This is a genomic window from Microbacterium sp. CR_7 (genome assembly GCF_041954755.1).
In the GTDB taxonomy this organism is placed as follows: Bacteria; Actinomycetota; Actinomycetes; order Actinomycetales; family Microbacteriaceae; genus Microbacterium.
In genome coordinates this window covers 47,774-70,185 of sequence record NZ_JAVAYF010000008.1, presented here as the reverse complement: position 1 = coordinate 70,185, position 22,412 = coordinate 47,774, and the positions used below count along the sequence as shown (strand labels likewise).

Here is a 22,412-nt window from a genome sequence, read left to right as displayed (position 1 = left end):
CGGCCGGAGCGGGAGGAGCGCCATGCCGATCATCGACAACGCCATCTACGTCGACGGTGTCCGCACCGAGAACCCCACGAGCCTCAGTGAGACCTTCGAGCTCATGCACGCGCGGGGCGGCATGAGCTGGATCGGGCTGTACCGCCCGAACGACGAGGAGATCCGCGAGGTGGCCGACGAGTTCGGCATCCATCAGCTCGTGGTCGAAGACGCACTCGCCGGCCACCAGCGCTCGAAGCTGGAGCGCTACGGCGACGTGCTGTTCATGGTGCTGCGCTCCGCCCGCTACCTCGACGCGACCGAGGAGGTCGAGTTCGGCGAGATCCACGTGCTCGTCGGACCCGAGTTCGTCGTCACGATCCGCCATGCCGAGTCTCCGGACCTGGGCAGGGTGCGTCGTCGCCTCGAGGGCGATCCCTCGCTGCTGAGGCAGGGGCCGGAAGCGGTGCTCTACGCGATCCTCGACGAGGTCGTCGACGAGTATGCGCCCGTGCTCGCCGGCCTGGAGAACGACATCGACGAGATCGAGAGCCAGCTGTTCGAAGAGGGCGTCGACGCGACGCAGCGCATCTACGAGCTCGGGCGAGAGGTCATCGACTTCCAGCGGGCGACCCAGCCGCTGTCGGGGATGCTCGACGCCCTGCTGCGCGGCTCGGAGAAGTACCACGTCGACGAGGAGCTGCAGCGGTACCTCCGCGACGTGCTCGACCACACGCTGCGGATCGCCGACCGGGTCACCACGTTCCGCACCGTCCTTGACAACGCGCTCACGGTGGAGTCGACGATCGTCGCCCGTCGTCAGAACGAGGAGATGCGGCGCATGACCGAGCTCAGCATCCGACAGAACGACGAGGTCAAGCGCATCTCGGGGTGGGCCGCGATCCTCTTCGCGCCGACGCTCGTCGGCACCGTCTACGGCATGAACTTCGACAACATGCCCGAACTGCACTGGGCGTTCGGTTATCCGATGGCGATCGGGCTCATGCTCGCGATGGGCGTCGGCCTGTACGTCGCGTTCAAGCGCAAGGGCTGGCTCTAGCGGCCTTCGGGCTCGCGGTCCACCGGTCGGCCCTGGTCGTCGAACTCGACGCCCGGTCCGGGGCCGGGGCGCACCGCGGCATCCGGAGCGATGTCGAGGCGCGTGACGCCGTCGTGCTCGGTGACCTCGATGCGCGGCGCAGCGTCCTCCTCCGTCGCGTTCGGGGCGGCGGTCAACTGGTCGTGACGCTTCTCGTCGAAGGTCATGTCGTCGACGCTGCTGGTGTCGTCAGGCGTTGCCATGGGTGTCCTCCTGGGTGTGGGCGGTGGTCGTGGGGGAGTCGGAAGCAGTGCTCGCCGCGCGGTCGGAGCGTGCGCGTCCCCAGCGGGCGAGGGCGAACAGCACCACGCCCACGGCGAGCAGGATGGCGCCGAAGAGCCACACCACCGGCCGCTGCTGGGTGAGAAGAAGGATGCAGGACGCGACGCCGAGCACCGGAACGAACGTCCAGACCCGGAAGTGGTCGTGCTCGACCCGGTCGCGACGCAGCACCAGTACCGAGACGTTGACGCTGAGGAACACGAACAGCAGGAGCAGCACCACGGTCTCGGCGAGCGTCGCGAGGTCGCCGACGAGGGTGAGTCCCATCGCGACGAGGGTCGTGGTGAGGATCGCCACCCACGGCGTCTTGCGGTTCGGGAGCACCCGCCCGAGCACACCGGGGAGGAGGCGCTGCTCGGCCATGCCGTAGGTGAGGCGGCTCACCATGATCATGGTCAGCAACGCGCCGTTGGCGACCGCGATGAGCGCGATGAGGCTGAACAGCCAAGAGGGGATGCTGACGCCGGTGGCCTCGACCACCGCGAGCAGCGGGCCGCTCGACTCCTGCAGCTCGGAGGCGGGGAGGGTGAGGGAACTCGCGACGCCGACGAGCACATAGACCGCCCCGGCGGTGAACAGCGCGCCGAACAGCGCCCGCGGGTAGGTGCGGCGCGGGTTCTTGACCTCTTCGATCATGTTCGCCGAGGTCTCGAAGCCCACGAAGGAGTAGTACGCGATCACCGCTCCGCCCAGCACCGCGAGGGCGACAGGTGTGCCCTCGGGCGTCGCGGTCAGACGCGATGCGTCGCCGCCCCCGCCCGCCACGAAGATGCCGACCACGGCGATCACGATCACGAGGCCGCTGAGCTCGATCGCTGTCATGACCAGGTTCGCGCCCATCGACTCCCTGATGCCGCGGGCGTTGAGCGCGGCCACGATGGCGAGGAACACGATGGCGACCGGTGTCGCCGGCAGGTCGAAGAAGGTGCCGAAGTAGTCGCCGGCGAAGGCGATCGCCAGGCCCGCGGCGCTCGTGACGCCGGCGGCGAGCATGCTGAAGCCGACGAGGAACGACACGATCGGACTGCGGAAAGCCCGCTCGGCGAAGACGGAGGCGCCGCCCGCGCGCGGGTACTTCGTGACGAGCTCGGCGTAGGAGCCGGCGGTCAGCAGCGCGAGCAGGAGTGCGAGCAGCAGGGGTGCCCACAGCATCCCGCCGACCTCCTCGGAGAGCACGCCCATGAGCGCGTAGATGCCGGCGCCCAGCACGTCGCCGAGGATGAAGGCGAACAGCAGGGGGCCGGTGATCGCGCGCCGCAGCTTCGTGGGCGTCTCCGCGCCGGCGGGCGCGGCAGTCGTCTCGGAGGTCATGCGCTGAACCCTAGGAACGTTGCCGTCATCGGGCGACGGGGTTGACACGGCCAGGTTCCGTCGCCAGGTATGACTCGCCCTGGTCCGGTCGGTCCGGAGCCGGCACGGGGAATCATTCCTGCGGTGGATGCCGGACGTCGGCGCTCATGCATACCGTGGAGTCATGCTGATCGTCGAAGAGCTCCACATGCTCCTCCTGCGTCCTGACGGCCGGGTCGACTCCTCGGTGAGCGTCAATCGCCTCTACGGCGAGATCGCCGCCGTGCTCACCGACCTCGCGCTGCGCGGCCGCATCGCCCTGACCGACGAGCGTCACCCTGTCGTCGAGATCGCGTCGACCGAGCCGACCGGGCATCCCGTGCTCGACACGACGCTCGAGCGGCTCATCCCGCTGCGCGGCAAGCGTCTGCAGTCGCTCATCGCACGCCCCAAGCTCGACCCGCTCGAGGTGGTCGTCGAGTCGCTCGTGGTGCAGGGCGTGCTCGTGCGCGGTGAGCGAGGGTTCTTCGGCTGGGGGTCGGTGCGCACGCCCGAGTCCGACCCGGCGCCCGAGCGCGTGTTGCGCGCCCGCCTCGCCGACGTGATCGCCGGCGACCGCGCGGCCACCAGGGCCGACCTCTCGCTGCTGTCGATCCTGCAGAACCTGAACGCGGCGCACGCGATCCTCCGGGAGGAGTGCGCCGGTGCCTCGGCGCGCGACCTCAAGAAGCGGATCGAACAGCTGACGGCGGACGCGCCGCAGGCCGACGGCACCGCGGTCGGCGACGCGGTGGCCGGCGCCCTCAACGCGGCGATGGCTGCGGCGATGATGGCGGCCATGACTCCGGCGATCGTCGCGGCCACCGTCAGCTGAGCGCGGTCACCTGACGCGCCACCCGTCAGGCGGTCGGGAGGCGTCCGATGAGGGGATTGCGGTCATCGGGGTCGACCACGATCCCGGTCACCGCATCCAGATCGAGAACGGGGAAGTGCGACGTCGCCCCGATCTTCTCCTCGCTGCCCAGCACGTAGGTGCGTCGGCTCCGGGCGGCGACTGCTCGTTTCGTCGCCGCGTCGTCGAGGCGACCCGTGGTGAGGCCGTTCTCGGGGTCGATGCCGGTGACGCCGAGGAAGAACATGTCCGCGGCCAGGTGCTGCAGGGCCTCGATCGCCAACGGCCCGCTGGCGACGAGCGAGTGCCGCGAGAGCTCGCCGCCGATCATCACGACGCGCGCATCGGAGTGCTCGGCCACCGCCAGCGCGACGGCAGGGCTCGGGGTGATCACGGTCAGATCGGGGCCGGGCGGCAGCATCCTGGCCATGGCGAGTGTGGTCGTTCCCGCGTCGAGCACGACGGTGGATGCCGGGGCGATCAGGTCGACCGCTCGGCGGGCCACGCGCTCCTTGCTCTCCGTCGCGAGGCGGAGTCGCGCGTCGACAGGGCGGTCGGCGGCGGGGACCGGGACTGCTCCGCCGTAGACGCGGACGAGCTCACCGGCCTCGGCCATCTCGCGGAGGTCGCGACGGATGGAGTCCTCCGACAGCGACAGCTCGCGGGCGACGTCCTTCGCGACGATCCGACCGTCGCGCTGCAGGATCTCCCGGAGGTGGGTCTTGCGCTGCGCGCTCAGCATTCGACAACCCGTTCTTTCATGGACTTGCACGTTTCTGCACGGTTAACGATACAGTGCTCGGCATGAACACACCACTCCTGATCCTCGTCGCCGGCCCCTACCGCTCCGGAACCGGCGGAGCCCCCGAACTCATCGCTCGCAACCTCGCACGCCTGGAAGAGGCGGCTGCTCCGATCCACCGCCTCGGGCACGTGCCGATGATCGGGGAGTGGGTGGCGCTGCCGATCCTGCGCGGCCTCGACGAGCGCGAGGCCGCCGACGGCGACGTCATGTACGAGACGGCCGGCCGTCTGCTGCAGCACTGCGACGCGGTGCTGCGCCTGCCCGGAGCCTCAGCGGGCGCGGACAAGGACGTCGAGATCGCCCTCCAGCGCGGACTCCCGGTCTACCGCTCGCTCGACGAGATCCCGGCCGCGGTCCGCGTCGCCTGAGCGCACGGGCGGCGCGACCGATCACGCCGGGAAAGTCACTCCGGTGAGCTCCTCGGCGGCCGTCCAGAGTGCGCCGCCGACCCCCAGCGAGCGCACCTCGTCCGAGGCGCGGACGCGACGCGGAGCGCCGCGGAACTCCAGCAGTCCGCCCGGCCCCCAGTAGTCGCTCCCGGTCGCGTCGGGTGACGTCGCGGCGTGCACGATCGGCGCGGCGCCGGCATCCTTCCCCTGCACGAGTCCGCGCGTCAGTGAGGCGAGGCGCCGCGCGAGCGGGCGCACGGGAGCGAGGCCGTCGCGCTGCGGGGTGAGCGGGTCGACCGCGTACCCGGGGTGCGCGCAGAGCGCCGAGCGTGCGGTGCCGCGCCAGCGTCGGTCGAGCTCGAACGCGAGCGCCATGAGCGCGGCCTTCGAGCGCCCGTACTGCCGTAGCGAGCTGCCGGTCCACGGGGCGTCGAGCGTGTCGGGGGAGATGCGCGCGAACCGGTGCGCGATCGACCCGACGGCGACGACCCTGGTATCCGGCGCGAAGGCGGGGGTGAGCTCGGCGAGCAGAGCGAAGTGGCCGAGGGCGTTGGTGCCGACCATGAGGTCGTGCCCGTCGGCGGTGCGCTCGCCGCGATCGGCCGCCTTCACCCCCGCGTTGCAGATCACGCCGTGGAGAGGCTCGTCCAGGCTCGCCGCGGCCGTGGCGATGCTCGTGAGGGATCCGAGGTCGAGGGAGAGGATGCCGACGTCGGCGCCCTCGACGTGCTCGCGGATCGACCGCTCGGCCACGCCCGCGCGCTCGACCGAGCGGCAGCCGAGCACGACCCGCGCCCCGCGGGCGGCGAGCAGCTCGGCGCACCAGTATCCGATGCCGGCGTTTGCCCCGGTGACGAGGAACGTGCGGCCGGCCAGGTCGCGAGTCTGCGGGGTCGGGGTCATCACACCAACCTACGGTGCCCGGCCCCGGGTGGCGCTGCCTCCCGTAGCCTGGGCGCATGACCACGCAGAGTGCACGAACGGCCCTCGAGGTCGCCGACTGGCGACGCCGCGTCTTCGCGCTGTATGCCGCGATCCGTGAGGCCGATTCGCCCGAGGAGGCCCACGAACTGTGGCGCATCGAGCGGGACGAGCTGCTGCTGCGGCATCCGGCCACCCCGCTCCTGCCCGACGACCGGGTGCTCTTAGAGGGCGTGCCGATCGCCTCGTACGACCCGGAGTGGCGCTTCGAGCTGCCGATCCTCGACGCAGAGCCCGGCGGCTTCGAGTTCGCGACGGGCACCGACGGGGTGGTGCCGTTCGAGCGCGTCGGGCTCGTCGAGATCCCCGGCGTGGGCAGCCTCGACGTCTGGCGCCTGACGACCTATGGCGGCGGGCTGTTCGTGCCGGTGCGCGACGCACTCGCCGGCGCGCCCGACGGCACGTACGGCGGCGGACGCTACCTGCTGGACACCATCAAGGGCGCGGACCTCGGATCGGATGCCGAGCGCGGCACCGTCGTGCTCGACTTCAACTTCGCCTACAACCCGTCGTGCGCCTACGACCCGGCATGGGCGTGCCCCCTCGCGCAGCCGGGCAACGTGCTGCCGGTGGCCGTGCCGGTCGGCGAGTTGTACGTCGGCGGCGCCTGACCGCGCCTCCCGGACCGGCTGCCGGCGGGTCAGGACAGCGACTCCGCCACCGCGCGCCAGCGCCCCGAGAACTCCGCGGCTCTGTCGTCCGACCACTGCGGCTCGTACGTGTGCGACGGCGACCACGGCACGATCGCCTCGTCGAGCGTGAGCGAGGGGTCCGCCGCGCAGCGGGCGAGCGCGGCAGCACCGAGAGGTGTCGCGTGCTGCGACGGATACACGTCGACGGGGACGCGCATGAGATCGGCGACCGCCTGCATGAGCACCCGGCTGCGCGTCAGCCCGCCGTCGACCCGCAGCCGCTGGAGCGGGGAGCCGAGGTCGGCCGACATCGCGCGGGCCAGCTCGGCCACCTGCGCCGCGATACCCTCCAGCACCGCGCGCACCAGGTGCTCGCTCCCGGTGGACAGGGTCATGCCGGTGAACGTCGCCGTCGCGTCCGGGCGCCACCAGGGAGCGGCGAGTCCCGCGAGGGCCGGCACGCACAGCACGCCGTCCGCGTCGTCGGCGGCGACCCGGTCGAGATCGGCGGCCGTGTCGATGAACGTGAGCTTCTCGAGCCAGCGCACCGCGGACGCCGCCGTGTACACCTGGCCGTCGAGGCAGTAGCTCGTCTGCCCGCCCTGCTGCCACGCCACCGACGACGAGAGCCCGGAAGTGGAGCGCACGGCCTCCGTACCGGTGTTCGCGAGCAGGAACGCTCCGGTGCCGAACGTGCACTTGGCCTCACCGGGCTGCAGACAGTGCTGGGCGACGAGCGCCGCCTGCTGGTCGACGATCAGCCCGCCGACCGCAGCGGTGCCACCGAAGGCGGTCGTCGTGCCCGCGATGTCGTCGGATGCGAGGATGCGGGGGAGTCGCTCGTCGGCGAGTCCGAACAGGCCGAGCAGTTCGGTGTCCCAGGCGGCGCTGTCGAGGTCGACCGCGAGGGAGCGGCTGGCGGTCGAGGCGTCGGTGACGAACTCGCCGGTGAGACGGTGCAGCAGCCAGCTGTCGGAGGTCGTCACGACGCCCTCCCGCGTGACGTTCCGTCGGAGCCACGCCTGCTTCGGCGCGGAGAAGTACGGGTCGAGCACGAGCCCGGTGCGGCGGGCGACGTCATCCGCGTGGTCGCGCAGCTCGGCGCAGACCGATTCGGCGCGGCGGTCCTGCCACACGATCATGGGCGACAACGCGGCACCCGTGTCGGGATCCCACGCGAGCACGGTCTCGCCCTGGTTCGCGAGGGTGACGATGTCGACGTCCACCTTCGCGTCGCCGACCGCGGTGCGTCCGGCGCGGAGCACCGAGTCGAGCAGCGCCTCCGGGTCCTGCTCGACCCCGCCGCCCGAGAGGTATGCCGGCCGGACGGCCACCTCGCTCAGGGCGAGGATCTCCCCGGACTCGTCGACGACGACCGCCTTGGTGCCCGACGTGCCCTGGTCGATCGCGAGCACGGTGGTCATGACGGCTGGTCCTCGCCCGCGACGGCACCCGGCAGCACGCCGCGGTGCTCGGCCGTGCGGCGCCACCACGGCGCGTTCGCGGCCGGTACCGGCGCCGCGGGCGTGGGCGGCTGCAGCGGACCGACCTCGATGCCGACCGCGGGGAGCAGCTCCGCCACATGATCGGCGATGCCGAGTGACGCGGTGAGACCCGTCGAGCGGATGGCCGCGACGTTGATCAGACGGGCATCCTTCTCCGACGGCCCGATCACGTAGTTGCTCCCGCGGCCGGCAGGGCGGAGCCCCGCGTAGCTCGCGATCGGCTCGAGGCCGTCCAGCGCGGGGAGCTGCGTGACGGCCTTCGCGAGGATCTCCTCCCGCGCCTCGGGGCGCACCGTCCAGTCGTCCTTGTCGTCGAGGTCGACCGCGGTCGGACCAGCGATCACCTTGCCGTCGAGCGTGGGGAAGACGAGCACGCCCTTGGTGCGCTTCGTCGGCACCGGCAGGATGATGCGGTCGAGCGTCGCGCCGCCCGGCAGCTCGAACACGAAGAACTCGCCCTTGCGCGGGTAGATCTCGAACGAGTCGTCGCCGATGAGCCGGGCCACGTCGTCGGCGTGCAGCCCGGCGGCATTGACGACCGCGGCGGCTCGGATGGTCCGGCCGTCGATCGTCTCGACCACGATGGCGTCCTCGCCCGGCGAGAGCGCGGAGACGCGTGCGCCCAGCTCGACCCGTGCGCCGGCGGCGACGGCCGACGCCGCGAGCGCCGACGTGAACGCGACGGGGTCGCTGACAGACTCGCCCGGTACCAGCAGGGCGCCGTCCGACTCGCGGATCTCGACCTCCACGCCGTTCGCGGCGGCGCCGGCTGCGAGCGCGGCGACCGTCTCGGCATCCTCGTCCGTGTGCGGCACGAGCTCGGCGCCGCAGTGGATGACGGGCACTCCGAGCGCGTCGAGGATGGCCGGACGGATGCGGGCGGCGCGCAGGATCAGCTCGGTCTCGAGCGCGCCCGGCGCCGAGTCGAATCCGGTGTGCAGCACGCCCGAGTTCGTGCCGCTCGCCGCGAGACCGAGCGCGCTCTCGGCCTCGAGGAGCACGGCATCCACTCCGCGGTGCGCGAGCGTGTAGAGCAGGGCCGACCCCACGATTCCTCCGCCGATGACGACGACGGGGAGGGCGGGAGAGGGGGAGTTCATGATGGTTCCACTTTCGCTGATTTCTCTGGAGGAGGGGGCGTCTCACCGGAAGGCGGACGCGGTGTCGTCGTCGAACGCGCGGTCGACGTCGGCCATGTCTGGCATGGTGAGGCCGCTGCGCCCGCGCGTCGCGAGCAGGTAGACGAGGTACGCGATGCCGATCACGAGCATGACGCCGACGTACAGTCGCGGCTGCTCGAACGAGACGTCGCGGAAGATGAGCAGCTCGTACACGAGCCAGACGCTCGCGAGGATCAGCACGGGCACCTCCCACCGGCCGAGCGAGAACCCGGCGCTCGCGGGGAGCGAGCGGCGCTTCACGATGTACAGCAGCACGGTGCTCGCGTAGATGATCGCCGGGAGCAGGGTCGCCGCCGAGAACAGGATGAAGAGCGCGTCGCTCGTGCCGCTGAAGATCGCGAGGATCGCCTGCGTGATGACGAGGTAGCCGAGCGTCGCCGCCACCGGGGTGTGCCGGGTGCGGCTGACGCGGCGGAGCAGCTGCCAGGCGGGGAAGCGTTCGTCGCGCGACATCGCCCAGATCAGGCGGGTGCCGCTGAGGGTGATGACGAGGCCGCACGAGAAGATCGAGATGACGACGAGCACGAGCAGGATCTTCCCGACCACGGGACCCAGCACCGAGGTGATGACGGTGGCCACCGGGGTCGCCGACTCGGCGAGCTTCGCGGTGTCGCCCGCGGGTGCGGTCACGGCGATGAGGAACAGCATCCCCAGCACACCGAGGGCGACGACGGCCTGCACCATGGCACGGGGGATCACGCGCTCCGGGTTCTTCGTCTCCTCGGCGAGGTTCGCCGCCGACTCGAAGCCGACGATCGTGAACGCGCCGAGCAGGAACGCGAGCGGGAACGGGCCGGCCTCGGTGAGTCCGCCGAAGTCCCAGTACCCCGCCTCGGCGACGGGTGCCGTGGCGAACAGCTGCGAGAAGTCGAGGCGCCCGAGCGCCGCACCGACGGCGAACAACAGCACGGTGATGCCGATCATGCCGATGATCTGCACGGTCACGGCGACCTCGTTGACGCGGTTGGTGACCTTTGTGCTCAGGGCCACGAGGATCGCCTGCAGCAGCATCACGAGGGCCGTGATGACCCAGCAGTTGGCGGGGCTCGGGGCGTAGCCGAACAGCTCGGGCAGGATCGTCGCGGCGATCGTGTAGTCGACCGCGACCACCACGACGACGAGGAACGCGAACGAGATCCACCCGGTGAGCCAGCCGAGGATCGGGTTGGCCAGGCGCGACACCCACTGGTAGGCGTAGCCGCTGATCGGGATGCGGGCGGCGAGCGCGCCGAAGATGAGCGCGACCATGGTCTGACCGACGACGGCGATGGGCCAGGCCCAGATGCCGCGGGGGCCGCTGCTGTTCAGCACGGCCCCGTAGGTCGTGAAGATGCCGGTCGCGATCGAGACGAACCCGAAGGCGACGGCGAAGGATGCGTAGAGCCCGAGCTCCCGCTTCATGCGGGTGCCGGTCGGGGCGGCGGACGGGGCGATGGGAGCTTCGGGTGGTTCCATGACTCGACCTTCATTCGACGGCGGTGGATACAGCTGGTCTATACCAAGGCACGGTAGAGCGAGCACGAGTAGCGTGTCAACGGTGGGCATGCGCGAGACGGAAGAATTCACACGGACGAAATCTGGCGAGCCCGCCTACGTGCGCATCGCCGGCGAGCTGCGCACCCGCATCGACTGCGGTGAGCTCACGCCCGGCACGCCCCTGCCGGCGGAACGCGACCTGAGCGTCGAGCTCGGCGTGAGCCGGATGACCCTCCGCCGCGCGCTGGGCGTGCTCGAGAACGAGGGGCGCGTGCACCGCGACGCGACGCGCGGCACCTTCGTCTCGGAGCCCCGCGTGCGCCTGAGGCTCGGGTCCTTCTCGCAGGAGGTCGCCCGCGCGGGTGGGAATCCCGGTGCCGAGCTGCTCTGGGCCGAGGAGCGATCGGCCGACGAGACCGTCGCGGCGGGGCTCGGCATCCCCGCGGGCTCACCCGTCTACGCGCTCCGGCGCCTGCGGCGCTCGAACGACGAACCCCTCGCCGTCGAGACGACCTACTACCGCGCTGATCTCGTTCCGGGCCTGCTCGACGGCGACCTCGCGGGGTCGCTGTGGGACGAGCTGCGCTCGCGGTTCGGCCTCGCGCTCGCCCGCACGTCGGCCGAACTGGAGGTGGTCGTGCTGGATGCCGACGATGCACGCCGCCTGGGCACCCGCCGCGCCGCGGGCGGGCTGCAGCTGACGCGACGCACGTTCCTCGCGGGCGGCGACTGCGTCGAGTTCGCCGTCGACGTGTACCGGGCGGATCGCGTGTCGCTCACCATCGACCGGGCGGTCGACGCGGAGTGATCACGGTCTTCGACCTCGACGGCGTCCTCAGCCGCGCCGACACCATGGCCACGCTGGTTCTGGCGCGACTCCGCGCGCGGCCGTGGCTCGTCCTGCCCGTCGCGGTGCTCGCGCTCACGGCTGCGCTCGCCCCGGCGGCCGGATCGCTGCGTCCCCGATGCAACCGCGCCGTCGTGCACGTGGTCCTCTCCGGGTTGTCGGAGCGGGAGTACGCGCGGCTCGCCGTCCGTACTGCGCGGCAGCTCGCCGCGAGACCCGACAACGTGGGGCCGGACGTGCTGTCGGCACTGCGTCGGGCAGCCGCCGACGGCACGGGCATCGTGACCACCGCCACCGAGCGCACTCTCGCCGCGGCGTACCTGGAGGCTCTCGGCGTCGGAGGGATGCCGCTGCTCGCATCCCGCTTCCGCTTCTCTGATCGCGGTCCGCGCTTCGCCGATCACAACGTGGGCGGTCGGAAGGTCGAGACGCTCGAGGCGATCCATCCGGGAGCGATCGTGGATACTCTCTACACGGATTCGGCGAGCGACCTGCCGCTGGCTCGACAGAGCAGGCGAACCGTTCTCGTCGACGCGCGGCCGCGGTCTGTGCGCGAATTCGGGCGTCACGGCATCGCGTTCGAACCACTCGTCGGGTGACCGCGCGGGGAACAGCAGGCGGACTCCGCGGCATCGCGGCAGTATACGTATTCAATTTATGCATTTCGCTCAAATATAGGCTTCCCTAAGTCGACTGCATACGTATACCATCAGCGACATGGCACACACACAGCACCGAGCACTGCCGGTCCTCGCACTCGCAGCCGTGGGCATCGTCGCCCTCACCAGCTGCGGCGCGGGCACCCGTACCGACAATGAGAATTCCACGACGGTGTCCTGCGACTACACGGCACCTGAAGGCAAGACGACGGTCAACGTCCTCGCCTACAACTCCTCCGCGATCGACCCGTTCACCGACACCATGGTGTCGAGCTGTTCGACCGATGACGTCACTCTGAAGCACGACCCGATCGACTTCGGCGGCCAGGTCACCAAGACCACGGCGACGCTCGCCGGCGACACCGGCACCTACGACATCATCGAGACCTACGGCTTCGTCATCCCCGGCTTCGGCGAGGAGGAGAAGCTCGTCCCCCTGAACGACCTGTGGGACGAGTACGCCGCCGACTACGGTCTCGACGACATCAGCCCCTCGATGGTCGAGGGCATGTCGTACGACGGCGACATCTACGCGATCCCGATGCAGGCGCAGATGTTCGTCATGGCGTACCGCACCGACATCTTCGAGGACCTCGGCCTCGAGGTCCCGACGACGTTCGACGAGATGATCGACGCCGCCGAGCAGATCAAGGGTGCGGGCCTCATGGACTACCCGATCGCGCTGCCCTGGCTCGCCACGGCCGACGTCACCACCGGCTTCCAGGGCGCGATGAACTCGCTCGGGGCCGATTTCGTCACCGCCGACGGCGAGGTCACGCTCGACACCCCCGAGGCCAAGCAGGCGGTCGAGGCGATGCTGGCGCTCAAGCCGTACATGGATCCGCAGGTCACGACGTTCGACCAGCCCAAGGTCCAGCAGCAGATGTTCAACGGCACCGCGGCCATGTCGATCATGTTCTCGGGTCGCATGTTCGACCTCACGCTCGACTCCAACTCGAAGTTCGCGGATTCGTTCGGGTTCGCCGGTGCGCCGAAGGTCACCTCCGACGCGGAGTACTCCTACAACCGCCTCTCGATCGACGGCTGGTCGATCCCGTTCAACACGAAGCTCGACCACGACATGCTCTTCCAGATGATGGCCTCCGCCGTCAGCGAGGACGCGTCGAAGGCATCCGTCCCGGCGGCGTACCCGGCGCGCGAGGGCATGGTGACGGAGAAGAACTCTCCGTACGGCGCGGCGGCGAACGACTCGATCGCCAGCGCCATGCCGCCCATCGTGTCGCCGATCGCGGCCGACATCACCAACGAGATCCGGCCGATCCTGGTCTCGATCCTGAACGGCCAGATCGCGGTCGACGAAGGACTCGCCCAGATGCAGGCCGCCGGCGAGAAGATCGCCGGCTGACCGACGCACCGACGTCATGACTGTGGCCTGAGCGCGAGTTCAGGCCACAGTCCGTCCAAGGGAGGACGCATATGAAGGCACGCGAGTTCTGGCTGCTCTTCTTCCCGAGCCTGCTGGTGATGGGGGCGCTTCTCGTGCTCCCCCTGGTGCGCACGGTTCAGTGGAGCTTCGAACAGGTCCGCTACGGCACCCCCGGCACGTTCATCGGCCTGGAGAACTTCACGGACGCGCTGACCGATCCGCGCTTCCACAAGGCGGTCGTGTTCACGGTGGTGGTCACGGTCATCACCACCGCCATCCTGCTGGTGTTCGGCTACATCATCGCCACCGGCATCAACCGCATCACCACGTCGCGCCCCCTGGTGCTCGGCATCATGCTCGTCTCCTACGTGCTGCCGAACCTGGTGGGCGCCGTCGCGTTCTCGTGGCTCTTCGACGACAACTTCGGCGGGGTCGTGAACCGCCTCATCGGGTTCTTCGGCGGCACGCAGGTGCTGTGGTTCACCGATCAGGTGCCGAACGCGATCCTCGTCATCGCGAACACCGTCTGGCACATGCTCCCCTTCGCGATGCTCATCATCCTCGCGGGTCTCCAGGGAGTGCCGAACGAGCTGAAGGAGGCCGCCGTCATCGACGGCGCGAACGGCTTCCAGACGCACATCAACGTGATCATCCCGACGATCCGCGGGGTGCTCGGGTTCGTCACGCTCATCACGATCATGGACGTGCTGCGCATGTTCGACAACCTCATCCCGCTGTCGCCGCAGGCCCAGAACATCGGGAACGAGTCGATCATGCTCTACGTCTACTCGGTGGCCTTCGCCGACGGCGCCGAGAACCTCGGTCTCGGCAGCGCGATCAACGTGCTCACCATCCTCCTGATCCTCATCATGCTGATCCCGTTCATCCGGGGCATCTTCAAGGAAGCGAAGGCCGAACGATGAGTCTCACCGCCAACGAGCTCTCGACGAGGGCCATCGTCACGAGCGGCGCGCCGAAGCGCCGTCGCCGGGGCGGTCCGAACCGCCCGCCCGTCATCACGGGAGTGCTCCTCGGCATCCTCTGCGTGGTGGTGCTGAGTCCGTTCATCTGGATGACACTGTCGGTGACCAAGCCCACCGACGTCGCCTTCTCGAACCCGCCGGTGCTCTGGGACTACCAGCCCACGCTCCAGGCCTTCGTGGATCTCTGGGAGACGACGTACTTCGCCGACTATCTCGTCAACACGCTCGTCGTCGCGGTGGTCTCGACGGTGATCGCCCTCGTGATCGGCATCCCCGCCGCCTACGCCCTCTCGCGGTTCCCCAGCTACGTCTCGTCGATCCTGCTCGTGCTCGCCCTGATCTTCCGCGCGCTGCCCCGGTTCTCGGTCGTGCTCCCCATGTACGACATCAGCCGAGCACTCGGGATCTACGACACGACCTTCGCGCTCGCGATCGCTCTCGTCGCGATCAACCAGCCGTTCACGATCTGGCTGCTGCGCAACTTCTTCGCCGAGATCCCGCGGGAGCTCGACGAGGCGGCGATGATCGACGGCTGCACGCGGATCGGGATGCTGCGACGCGTCATGATCCCGCTGATGGGACCCGGCATCCTCACCGCGGGCATCTTCGTCTTCCTGTTCGCGTTCCAGGAGTACCTCACGGCGCTCGTGCTCACCGACACCTCGTCGAAGACCGTGCCGGTGTTCATCGCCACGCAGCTCGGGCAGACCCTGCCCATGCTGCAACAGGCGGGAGCCGCGTCGATGCTGCTGACGATCCCCGTGTTCGTGATCGCCTTCATCGCTCAGAAGTACCTCGTCGCCGGCCTCAGCGACGGCGCCGTGAAGGGCTGACGTGTCGGCATCCGCCCCGAAGCTGGTTCTGCTCGCCGGCATGAACTGCACGGCAGATCTGTGGGCGGACGCCGGCTTCGACACGGAGGGCGGAGGGGTGATCCGGCCGACGCTGGATCGCCCCTCGCTCCGCGCGCAGGTCGAGGCGCTGCTGGCGGAGATGCCCGCGCAGTCGGTGATCGTCGGGCACTCGCTCGGCGGGATCGTCGGCATGGCGATCGCCCTCGCTGCTCCGCACCGCGTGACGGGGCTCTGCCTCGTGTCGACGAACGCGAAGGCGCCGACGGACGCCCAGCGCGCCGGGTGGAACGAGTGGATCCGCCGTCTCGACGACGGTGCGAGCGCTCGGGCGCTGCAGCAGAGCATCCTCGAACCGCTGCTCGGCGAGAGCGTCGCCGCCGAGCGCCCCGATCTCGTCGAGCGGACCCTGCGGATGGGCGACGAGACGGGTGACGACCTGCTCCGCACACAACTGCAGCTGCAGCTCACCCGCGTCGATCTGCTGTCGCGGCTGTCGTCGCTGCGGATGCCGACGCTGGTCGTCTCCGGACTGGACGACGTCATCTGCCCGCCGCACTTCCACACCGAGATCGTCTCGGCTCTGCCCGATGCGCGGCTGGTCTCACTGGATGCCGGTCACCTGCTGCCTCTCGAGCGTCCGCGCGAGTTCGGCGATCTCGTGCGCTCGTGGTGCGCGCAGCGGGTCAGGGCCTCCGCGGTCGCGTGACCGGCGTCGCACGCACTGCAGGAGATCTCACGCAACGAAGGACGGATGCCGCGATGGCGTCCTTCGTTGCGCGAGATCTCCCGCGGAAGCTCAGCGCGCCGGCGCGGTCAGATCGCGGAAGTGCGCCATGAGCGACGACGCGAGGTTGTAGACGACGAGGTCGGCACCGCCCGCGAAGGCTGCTGCCGCGGCATCCTTCGTGCCGACGATGTCCATGCGCAGGGCGCCGGTGCGCGCGAGCGCTCCGTTCACGACCGCGACGGACTCCGACACCGGGAGGTCGTCGGGACCGGATGCCGCGGCGAGGTCGGCCGGGCCGATCATGATGCCGTCGAGGCGCGGCGTCGCGGCGATGGCCTCGACGTTAGCGACGCCCCGCGGCGACTCGATCATGCCGAGCACGAGGGTGTTATCGAGCCACCAGTCGCGGTGGTCGGCCGCCGCGACCTCGCCGAAGCGACCCGCGCGGCTGTAGGTCGCGAAGCCGCGCGACCCGACCGGCGGGTAGACCGCGGAGTCGACGAGGTCGGCGGCATCCTCGGCCGTGTCGAGATGCGGGGCGAGGATGCCCTGCGCGCCCTGGTCGAGCACCCGCAGCACGAGGCCGCGGTCCTTCTCGCCGACCCGCACGATGACCGGCACGTCGTGCACCGCCGCCAGGGCGATGTGATGGCGCAGCGCGACGATATCGGCCGGTCCGTGCTCGCAGTCGATGAGCACGAAGTCGAACCCGGCGACGGCCAGCATCTCGACGGTCTCCTCCGCCGGCATGCGCAGCAGAGCGCCGATGAGCTTCTCACCGGCGCTCGTGCGCTGCCGCAGCGAAGGGCTCATGCGACCATTCCCGCCGAGAGGTCGACGTCTGCGCCGCACATGCCCGGCATCCCGAGCATCGCGACGACGGCCGCGCCGACCTCCTCCTCGGTCACCATGCGTCCCAGCGCCGCCCGCGAGACGAACGCCTGCTCGGCGTCGTCGACGGATGTTCCGGACCGCTCAGCCTCGAGGCGGAAGTTGCGGGCCATGCGCGGGCCCTGCACCGGTCCGGGGGAGAGGGTGTTGACGCGCACGCCGGCCGGTCCGACCTCGAACGCGAGGGTCGAGGTGAGTCCGATGACCGCCATCTTCGAGGCGCAGTAGGGCGTGCGATGGGCGAGCGGGCGCTTGCCCGAGACCGATGCCACGTTGATGACGTCGCCGACACCGCGCTCGACCATGCCCGGGAGCAGCGCCTTGCACAGCAGGAACGTGCCGCGCACGTTGACGTCGAAGACCTCGTCCCAGTCGTCGACGTCGATGTCGGTGAGCGCCGCCACTGGACCGGGAATGCCGGCGTTGTTGACGAGGATCGACACCTCGGTGCCGGAGAGAGCGTCGCGCAGCGCGTCGACGGATGCCGGGTCCGCGACGTCGCACGAGAGGGCTCGGCCGCGATCGCCGAGCTCGGCGACCACCGCATCGAGCTTCGCCGTGTCGCGACCCACCACGACCACTGCGGCGCCGGCGGCGTGCATGGCTCGGGCGATCGCCGCTCCGAGTCCGCTGCCGCCGCCGGTGACCACGGCCGTGCGGCCGGAGAGGTCGGTCATCGTGCGGCCGCGTCGACCGCGGCGTGGCTCTCGTCGATCCAGTCGAACCGCGTGCCGGCGTGACGCCACGCGCGCGCATCGCCCGAGCGGGCGTGGCCCTCGAACAGCTCGACGCGGGCGGCGCGGCCGCAGACGGCGCCGAGCTCGGCGGAGGACTCGGTGTTCTGAACCTCCTGGTAGGTCACCGTGCGGAGGTATTTGCCCACCCAGAGACCGCCGGTGTAGCGGGCTGCGCCGAGCGTCGGGAGCACGTGGTTCGTGCCGATGACCTTGTCGCCGTAGGAGACGCAGGTGTTCTCGCCGAGGAAGAGCGCGCCGTAGTCGTGCATCTTCGTCAGCGCCTCGCGCGGGTTCTCGGTGAAGATCTGCACGTGCTCGAACGCGAAGTCGTCGGCGATGCGGTACGCCTCGTCGAGGTCGTCGGCGACGATCACCTGACCCCAGTCGCGCCAGGCGGGGCCGGCGTAGTCGCGCGTCGACATGCCGGGCAGGATCTTCTCGATCCAGTCGATGACCTCCTCTGCGAGCTTCTGAGAGGTGGTGACCAGCACGGCGGGGGAGTCGGGCCCGTGCTCGGCCTGCGAGAGCAGGTCGACGGCGGTGAAGAACGGGTCGGCGTGCTCGTCGGCGACGATGAGGATCTCGGTGGGCCCGGCGAACAGGTCGATGCCGACCTCGCCGAACAGCTGGCGCTTGGCCTCGGCGACGTAGGCGTTGCCGGGGCCGGCGATCATGTTGACGGGCGCGATGGTGTCGGTGCCGACGGCCATGGCGGCCACGGCCTGCACGCCGCCGAGGATGTAGATCTCGTCGGCGCCGGCCATCTTCATGGCGGCCACCGTGGCGGCGGGGATCTCGCCGCGGATCGGCGGGGTGCAGGCGACCACGCGGGGTACGCCGGCCACCTTCGCGGTGATGATCGTCATGTGGGCCGAGGCGGTGAGCGGGTACTTGCCGCCGGGGATGTACGCGCCGGCGGCCTGCACCGGCACGTGCTTCTGGCCGAGGAAGACACCGGGGAGGGTCTCGACCTCGATGTCGACGAGCGAGTCGCGCTGCGCCTGGGCGAACCGACGCACCTGGCTCTGCACGAACTCGATGTCCCGGATGACCTGGTCGGGCAGGGTCGCGATGATCTCGTCGATCTGGGCGTCGGAGAGTCGGTACGACTCGGGGCTCCACTTGTCGAACTGCTCGGCGTAGCGGCGGACGGCGGCGTCGCCGTTCTCGCGGATGTCGCCGATGATCCCCCGGACCCGTTCGGCGACGTCCTGCTGAGCGGTGTCCGCGAACGTCTTCGTCGGCGCGGACTTCAGATGCAGGGGCATGGCCCATCCTTTCGTTGCATACGTATGCTCCGATTATGACCGCGTATGCATTCCAGCGTCAAGGGCAGTAGAATTCGACAGATCGAGGGGGAGGCCTGACATGGTCGTCACGAGCCGGGACGTCGCTCGCTTGGCCGGGGTGTCGCAGCCCACGGTGTCGCGGGCGCTGCGCGACGACGCGCGGGTGTCGGATGCCACCAAGCTCCGCGTGCGGGAGGCGGCGCAGCTGCTCGGGTACGTGCCCAGCGAGGCCGGTCGCGCGCTCTCCTCCGGGCGCACCCGCCGCATCGGGCTGCTGCTCACCGATCTCGACAACCAGTTCTACTCGCACATCATCGCCCCGGTGCACCGCGAGCTCGAGGCCCTCGGTTATCAACTGATGCTGCACACCGAGACCGCCGACAACGACACGATCGTCGAAAGGCTCCTCGCCAACGGCCTCGACGGGGTCATCCTGGCGACCACCACCGTCGACTCCGTCGCCCCCGTGCGGCTGCGCGATCGCGGGCTGCCCTTCGTCTACTTCAACCGCATCGGGTCCTTCGTCGAGGCGGACTCCGCGGTCGTGAACTCCGTGCCGGGCTATCGCGAGGCCGTCCGCGCGGCCGTCGCCCTCGGGCATCGGCGTGTGGGAGCGGTGCTGGGACCGAGCAACACCAGCACGGCGCAGGGTCGGGAGGCGTCGCTCCGCGACGCGCTCGGCGCCGAGGGGCTGCAGCTCGACGAGCGCGACGTGCGCCGCACGCCCTACGGTGCGGCGGAGGGCGAGGCCGCCGCGGCCGAGCTGCTCGCCGGCCCCGACCGCCCCACGGTTCTCTTCTGCGGCAACGACGTCGTCGCGTACGGCGCGCTCAACGCCGCCCATCGCGCCGGCCTGCGCGTGCCGGACGACCTCTCGGTCATCGGCTTCGACGACCTTCCCGAGGCGGCCTGGCCCATCATCGACCTCGCCACCGTGGGCTACGACATCGTCGGTATGGCGCGCGCGGCGGCCGACCTCATCGTCCGGCGCATCGAGGATCCGGATGCCGAGATCCGGATGTCCGGGTTCGCATCGACCTTCATCGCGCGCCGCACACTGGCACCCGCGCCGGCGCGCTGACTCCGCGGGCATCTCCGCTCCGGCGTCAACGGTTCCTCCCGCATCCCGTCGAGGGTCGGCACCCGCATGCGGGCGGGCGTTCGATCACCGTCCCCGACGAATGTCCACCGTGTGCGCTCGACACTCTCTTGCGCTGTGTTGTGCATACGCATACACTGACCACAACACGACGTGCGATCACCGATGAACCGCAGTCGTGCATCTCGAAGGAGTGGAAAAGCGTGTCTCTCGACCCGGTCGCCTACCTGCCGTACAAAGACCCCGACGACTTCATCCGCGAGGTCACCGACCTCATCTGGGTCGATCGGTCGATCAGTTTCATCCGTGACAACTACGAGCCCGACTCGATCGTGCACGGCGCGCTCGGCACCTCCACCACGCGACAGGAGGTCATCGAGGGGTCGCTCATGCGGATCTCGGCGACGCCGGACCGCACAGGTCAGGCGGAGGATGTCATCTGGGAGGCCCGCGGCGACGACGCCTTCCTCAGCTCCCACCTCGTGCTCTCGGGAGACCTGCACTCGCCGTACGTGAGCCGCACGATCGCGAACTGCCTCTACCGCCGCGGCCGCATGGTCGAGGAGTGGGTCGTGCGCGACACGCTCGCCGGCGCGCTCCGTCGCGGCGACGACCTCGACGAGCTGGCGCGGGCGCAGGCGTTCCGCGGCTTCTCCGGCTCGTGGACCGAGCCCGCCCCGGCCGACCCGATCGCGAAGGGCGACTCGGGCGTCCGCCCCGACGAGTACCGCGCCGAGGTCGAGACGGTCCTCGACATGATCCAGACCGTCTGGAACGACCGCGATCTGCAGAAGGTCGAGAAGTACTTCGACCGCGACCTCACGCTGCACACGGTCGGCGACCGCACCGTCATCCGCCCCGAGGGGTACCGCCGTGCGCTCCTGCGTCTTCTCGAGTCGTTCCCCGGCGGGCAGTTCGAGATCCGCGACATCCAGACCAACTACGACGTGCGCTACGCGGGCCTTCGCGTCGCCGTCGTCTGGAAGTTCGTCGGCGACTACAACGGCGTGCCGAACTACGGCCCGCTGACCGGGAAGCCGATCGATCTCATCGGCATCTCGCAGTTCACCTTCCACAACGGCGCCATCGTCAAGGAGGTGCGCCTGTGGGACGACATCGCGCTCCGCGCGCAGATCGCAGGGTCACGGGGCGACGAGCCGGTGCCCTTCGCCAACATCTACTGATCATTCACTGATCGACAAGGGAGAAGAAGAAATGAGTACCGTCATCGAGGGCACGACGGACGTCGTCGTCGACACCGAGGAGATCCAGCGGCGGACCATCCGCCGTTCGGACTGGGTGCCGTGCAACTCGGCGTTCATCGACTGCCGCACCCCGGGGTCCGACCGCAAGGAGAACTACTCCTTCATCGGCGCCGGCGTCTCGCAGAACGCGAGCCAGTACGTGAACCTCGAGGTCAACCACGGGTTCAACACGGGCGCCGCGGGCATGCCGAACGGCATCTCGAACAACCTGCACCTGCACTTCACGGCCGAGGTCTTCATCAACCTCGGCGGCGAGTTCCGGCTGCGCTGGGGCGTCGACGGCAAGCAGGGCGAGTACATCAGCCACGACGGCGACATCGTGACGATCCCCACCTGGATCTTCCGCGGCTTCACCAACGAGGGACCGGACGACGGCATCCTCTACACGGTGCTGGGCCGCGACGACAACGGCGGCATCATCTGGGGTCCGTCGGTGCTGCGCGAGGCGGAGTCCTACGGCCTGCACCTCACGGCCGACAACAAGCTGATCGACACGGTCGCGGGCGACGTGCTGCCCGACGACGTGGCGCTCATCAAGCCGATGAAGCAGCACTACATCGACGAGCTCACGGAGTACTCGGTCGAGGACATGCGCTCGCGGGTCATCCAGCCCGGCGACCGCAAGTACTCCGCCGCGGCGCTGCTGTGCGCGGCGGTCGACGGCGGCCGCGTCGAGCTCGCCACCGCGATCGGCTACGGCATGAGCGAGAACCGTCGTCAGGTGCCGAACGTGCACGAGCCCCACTCGTTCAACCTCGCGTGGGTCAAGGCCGAGCCCGGCCAGGGCGTGCTGCGCCACCGTCACGACAAGACGCAGGCGCTGCTGTTCAAGACCGGCCGCTGGGAGGTCACCCTCAACGGCGACCCGACGACGACCGTGAACCTGGGCGCCGGCGACACCTTCTCCGTCCCCGAGGGTGCGTGGCGGGAGTACCGCTGCGTCGAGGGCGACGAGACCGGCTCCGGCACGGTGCTCGTCATCAACGGCGGCGACGACCGCGTCTACCTCGAGTGGGCCCCCGAGGTCGTCGAGGCCGCAGCGGCCGCCGACTGGACGATCGACCCCAACGGCTACCTCGCGCCGCTCGGCGTGATGGTCACGGCCACGGAAGACGACTGAGCCGCAACGCACGAAGACGGGGCGCGGGGAGCTGAGGCTCCTC

General features: G+C 69.9%; 23 protein-coding genes. 13 read left to right on the top strand and 10 right to left on the bottom strand.

The genetic code is table 11. The features are described from left to right. The first annotated feature begins 22 nt into the window (after positions 1 to 22). A complete protein-coding gene (gene corA, locus RAC81_RS15860; RefSeq protein WP_375083249.1) occupies positions 23 to 1,039 on the top strand; it encodes a magnesium/cobalt transporter CorA in 1,017 nt (338 codons plus the stop codon). On the opposite strand, the gene RAC81_RS15855 is transcribed toward corA, so the two are convergent. Together RAC81_RS15855 and RAC81_RS15850 are read right to left on the bottom strand one after the other, a co-directional pair. After that, on the bottom strand, positions 1,036 to 1,281 hold the full coding sequence (locus tag RAC81_RS15855) for a multidrug transporter (protein WP_375083248.1): 246 nt from the start codon (positions 1,279 to 1,281) through the stop codon (positions 1,036 to 1,038). The two genes, corA and RAC81_RS15855, sit on opposite strands and share 4 nt — an antisense overlap. Further along, a complete protein-coding gene (locus RAC81_RS15850) occupies positions 1,268 to 2,671 on the bottom strand; it encodes an APC family permease (protein ID WP_375083247.1) in 1,404 nt (467 codons plus the stop codon). Before RAC81_RS15850 ends, RAC81_RS15855 begins: the two co-directional genes overlap by 14 nt. 163 nt (positions 2,672 to 2,834) lie before the next feature. Between RAC81_RS15850 and RAC81_RS15845 the strand changes: the two genes are divergently transcribed. Then, positions 2,835 to 3,524, top strand: coding sequence for a GPP34 family phosphoprotein (locus RAC81_RS15845; RefSeq protein ID WP_375083246.1), 690 nt, complete (start codon positions 2,835 to 2,837; stop codon positions 3,522 to 3,524). 25 nt (positions 3,525 to 3,549) lie between these two features. On the opposite strand, the gene RAC81_RS15840 is transcribed toward RAC81_RS15845, so the two are convergent. Next, positions 3,550 to 4,284 (bottom strand): DeoR/GlpR family DNA-binding transcription regulator, encoded by a 735-nt coding sequence (locus RAC81_RS15840; protein WP_375083245.1) that lies wholly within the window; start codon positions 4,282 to 4,284, stop codon positions 3,550 to 3,552. A 62-nt stretch (positions 4,285 to 4,346) separates the two neighbouring features. On the opposite strand from RAC81_RS15840, the gene RAC81_RS15835 reads away from it, so the two are divergent. Then, the gene (locus RAC81_RS15835; RefSeq protein ID WP_375083244.1) at positions 4,347 to 4,715 is read left to right on the top strand and encodes a DUF4406 domain-containing protein; all 369 of its coding nucleotides are present in this window, start codon (positions 4,347 to 4,349) and stop codon (positions 4,713 to 4,715) included. Between the two features lie 21 nt (positions 4,716 to 4,736). On the opposite strand, the gene RAC81_RS15830 is transcribed toward RAC81_RS15835, so the two are convergent. Further along, on the bottom strand, positions 4,737 to 5,639 hold the full coding sequence (locus RAC81_RS15830) for an SDR family NAD(P)-dependent oxidoreductase (protein WP_375083243.1): 903 nt from the start codon (positions 5,637 to 5,639) through the stop codon (positions 4,737 to 4,739). A 56-nt stretch (positions 5,640 to 5,695) separates the two neighbouring features. On the opposite strand from RAC81_RS15830, the gene RAC81_RS15825 reads away from it, so the two are divergent. Continuing rightward, positions 5,696 to 6,328 carry a DUF1684 domain-containing protein gene (locus RAC81_RS15825; protein WP_375083242.1) on the top strand — a complete coding sequence of 211 codons (633 nt, stop codon included), beginning with the start codon at positions 5,696 to 5,698 and terminating at the stop codon, positions 6,326 to 6,328. 29 nt (positions 6,329 to 6,357) lie between these two features. On the opposite strand, the gene RAC81_RS15820 is transcribed toward RAC81_RS15825, so the two are convergent. The 3 genes from RAC81_RS15820 to RAC81_RS15810 are packed head-to-tail and all read right to left on the bottom strand — an operon-like array spanning position 6,358 to position 10,490. Beyond that, positions 6,358 to 7,773, bottom strand: coding sequence for an FGGY family carbohydrate kinase (locus RAC81_RS15820; protein WP_375083241.1), 1,416 nt, complete (start codon positions 7,771 to 7,773; stop codon positions 6,358 to 6,360). After that, the gene (locus RAC81_RS15815) at positions 7,770 to 8,954 is read right to left on the bottom strand and encodes an NAD(P)/FAD-dependent oxidoreductase (RefSeq protein WP_375083240.1); all 1,185 of its coding nucleotides are present in this window, start codon (positions 8,952 to 8,954) and stop codon (positions 7,770 to 7,772) included. The genes RAC81_RS15820 and RAC81_RS15815 overlap by 4 nt, the downstream gene beginning before the upstream one ends. A 42-nt stretch (positions 8,955 to 8,996) precedes the next feature. After that, positions 8,997 to 10,490 carry an APC family permease gene (locus tag RAC81_RS15810; protein WP_375083239.1) on the bottom strand — a complete coding sequence of 498 codons (1,494 nt, stop codon included), beginning with the start codon at positions 10,488 to 10,490 and terminating at the stop codon, positions 8,997 to 8,999. A gap of 88 nt (positions 10,491 to 10,578) precedes the next feature. Between RAC81_RS15810 and RAC81_RS15805 the strand changes: the two genes are divergently transcribed. The 6 genes from RAC81_RS15805 to RAC81_RS15780 all read left to right on the top strand — a co-directional run bounded on the left by RAC81_RS15805 (position 10,579) and on the right by RAC81_RS15780 (position 15,947). Continuing rightward, positions 10,579 to 11,319 (top strand): GntR family transcriptional regulator, encoded by a 741-nt coding sequence (locus RAC81_RS15805; protein ID WP_375083238.1) that lies wholly within the window; start codon positions 10,579 to 10,581, stop codon positions 11,317 to 11,319. Beyond that, complete coding sequence (locus tag RAC81_RS15800) at positions 11,316 to 11,957, top strand: HAD family hydrolase (RefSeq protein WP_375083237.1); 642 nt, start codon at positions 11,316 to 11,318, stop codon at positions 11,955 to 11,957. The genes RAC81_RS15805 and RAC81_RS15800 overlap by 4 nt, the downstream gene beginning before the upstream one ends. Before the next feature lie 118 nt (positions 11,958 to 12,075). Next, positions 12,076 to 13,383 carry an ABC transporter substrate-binding protein gene (locus RAC81_RS15795; RefSeq protein WP_375083236.1) on the top strand — a complete coding sequence of 436 codons (1,308 nt, stop codon included), beginning with the start codon at positions 12,076 to 12,078 and terminating at the stop codon, positions 13,381 to 13,383. A 71-nt stretch (positions 13,384 to 13,454) separates the two neighbouring features. Continuing rightward, the gene (locus tag RAC81_RS15790) at positions 13,455 to 14,327 is read left to right on the top strand and encodes a carbohydrate ABC transporter permease (protein ID WP_375083235.1); all 873 of its coding nucleotides are present in this window, start codon (positions 13,455 to 13,457) and stop codon (positions 14,325 to 14,327) included. Continuing rightward, entirely contained in the window at positions 14,324 to 15,220 is an 897-nt protein-coding gene (locus tag RAC81_RS15785) for a carbohydrate ABC transporter permease (protein WP_375083234.1), read from the top strand. Before RAC81_RS15790 ends, RAC81_RS15785 begins: the two co-directional genes overlap by 4 nt. 1 nt (position 15,221) lies before the next feature. Further along, a complete protein-coding gene (locus RAC81_RS15780) occupies positions 15,222 to 15,947 on the top strand; it encodes an alpha/beta fold hydrolase (protein ID WP_375083233.1) in 726 nt (241 codons plus the stop codon). 90 nt (positions 15,948 to 16,037) lie between these two features. Here RAC81_RS15780 and RAC81_RS15775 read toward each other — a convergent pair whose 3' ends face one another. From RAC81_RS15775 to hisD, 3 genes are read right to left on the bottom strand one after another with little or no spacing between them, the layout of a single operon-like run. Next, positions 16,038 to 16,781 (bottom strand): HpcH/HpaI aldolase/citrate lyase family protein, encoded by a 744-nt coding sequence (locus tag RAC81_RS15775; protein ID WP_375083232.1) that lies wholly within the window; start codon positions 16,779 to 16,781, stop codon positions 16,038 to 16,040. Beyond that, a complete protein-coding gene (locus RAC81_RS15770; protein WP_375083231.1) occupies positions 16,778 to 17,536 on the bottom strand; it encodes an SDR family NAD(P)-dependent oxidoreductase in 759 nt (252 codons plus the stop codon). The genes RAC81_RS15775 and RAC81_RS15770 overlap by 4 nt, the downstream gene beginning before the upstream one ends. Then, entirely contained in the window at positions 17,533 to 18,864 is a 1,332-nt protein-coding gene (gene hisD, locus RAC81_RS15765; protein ID WP_375083230.1) for a histidinol dehydrogenase, read from the bottom strand. Before hisD ends, RAC81_RS15770 begins: the two co-directional genes overlap by 4 nt. A gap of 100 nt (positions 18,865 to 18,964) precedes the next feature. Here hisD and RAC81_RS15760 point away from each other — a divergent pair, with 100 nt between their 5' ends. From RAC81_RS15760 to RAC81_RS15750, 3 genes are all read left to right on the top strand, one after another. Continuing rightward, entirely contained in the window at positions 18,965 to 19,966 is a 1,002-nt protein-coding gene (locus RAC81_RS15760) for a LacI family DNA-binding transcriptional regulator (protein WP_375083229.1), read from the top strand. A gap of 221 nt (positions 19,967 to 20,187) precedes the next feature. Further along, on the top strand, positions 20,188 to 21,168 hold the full coding sequence (locus RAC81_RS15755; protein ID WP_375083228.1) for an ester cyclase: 981 nt from the start codon (positions 20,188 to 20,190) through the stop codon (positions 21,166 to 21,168). Between the two features lie 31 nt (positions 21,169 to 21,199). Beyond that, positions 21,200 to 22,369: a cupin domain-containing protein gene (locus RAC81_RS15750; RefSeq protein WP_375083227.1), complete on the top strand. Its 1,170-nt coding sequence runs from the start codon at positions 21,200 to 21,202 to the stop codon at positions 22,367 to 22,369. Positions 22,370 to 22,412: the final 43 nt, after the last annotated feature.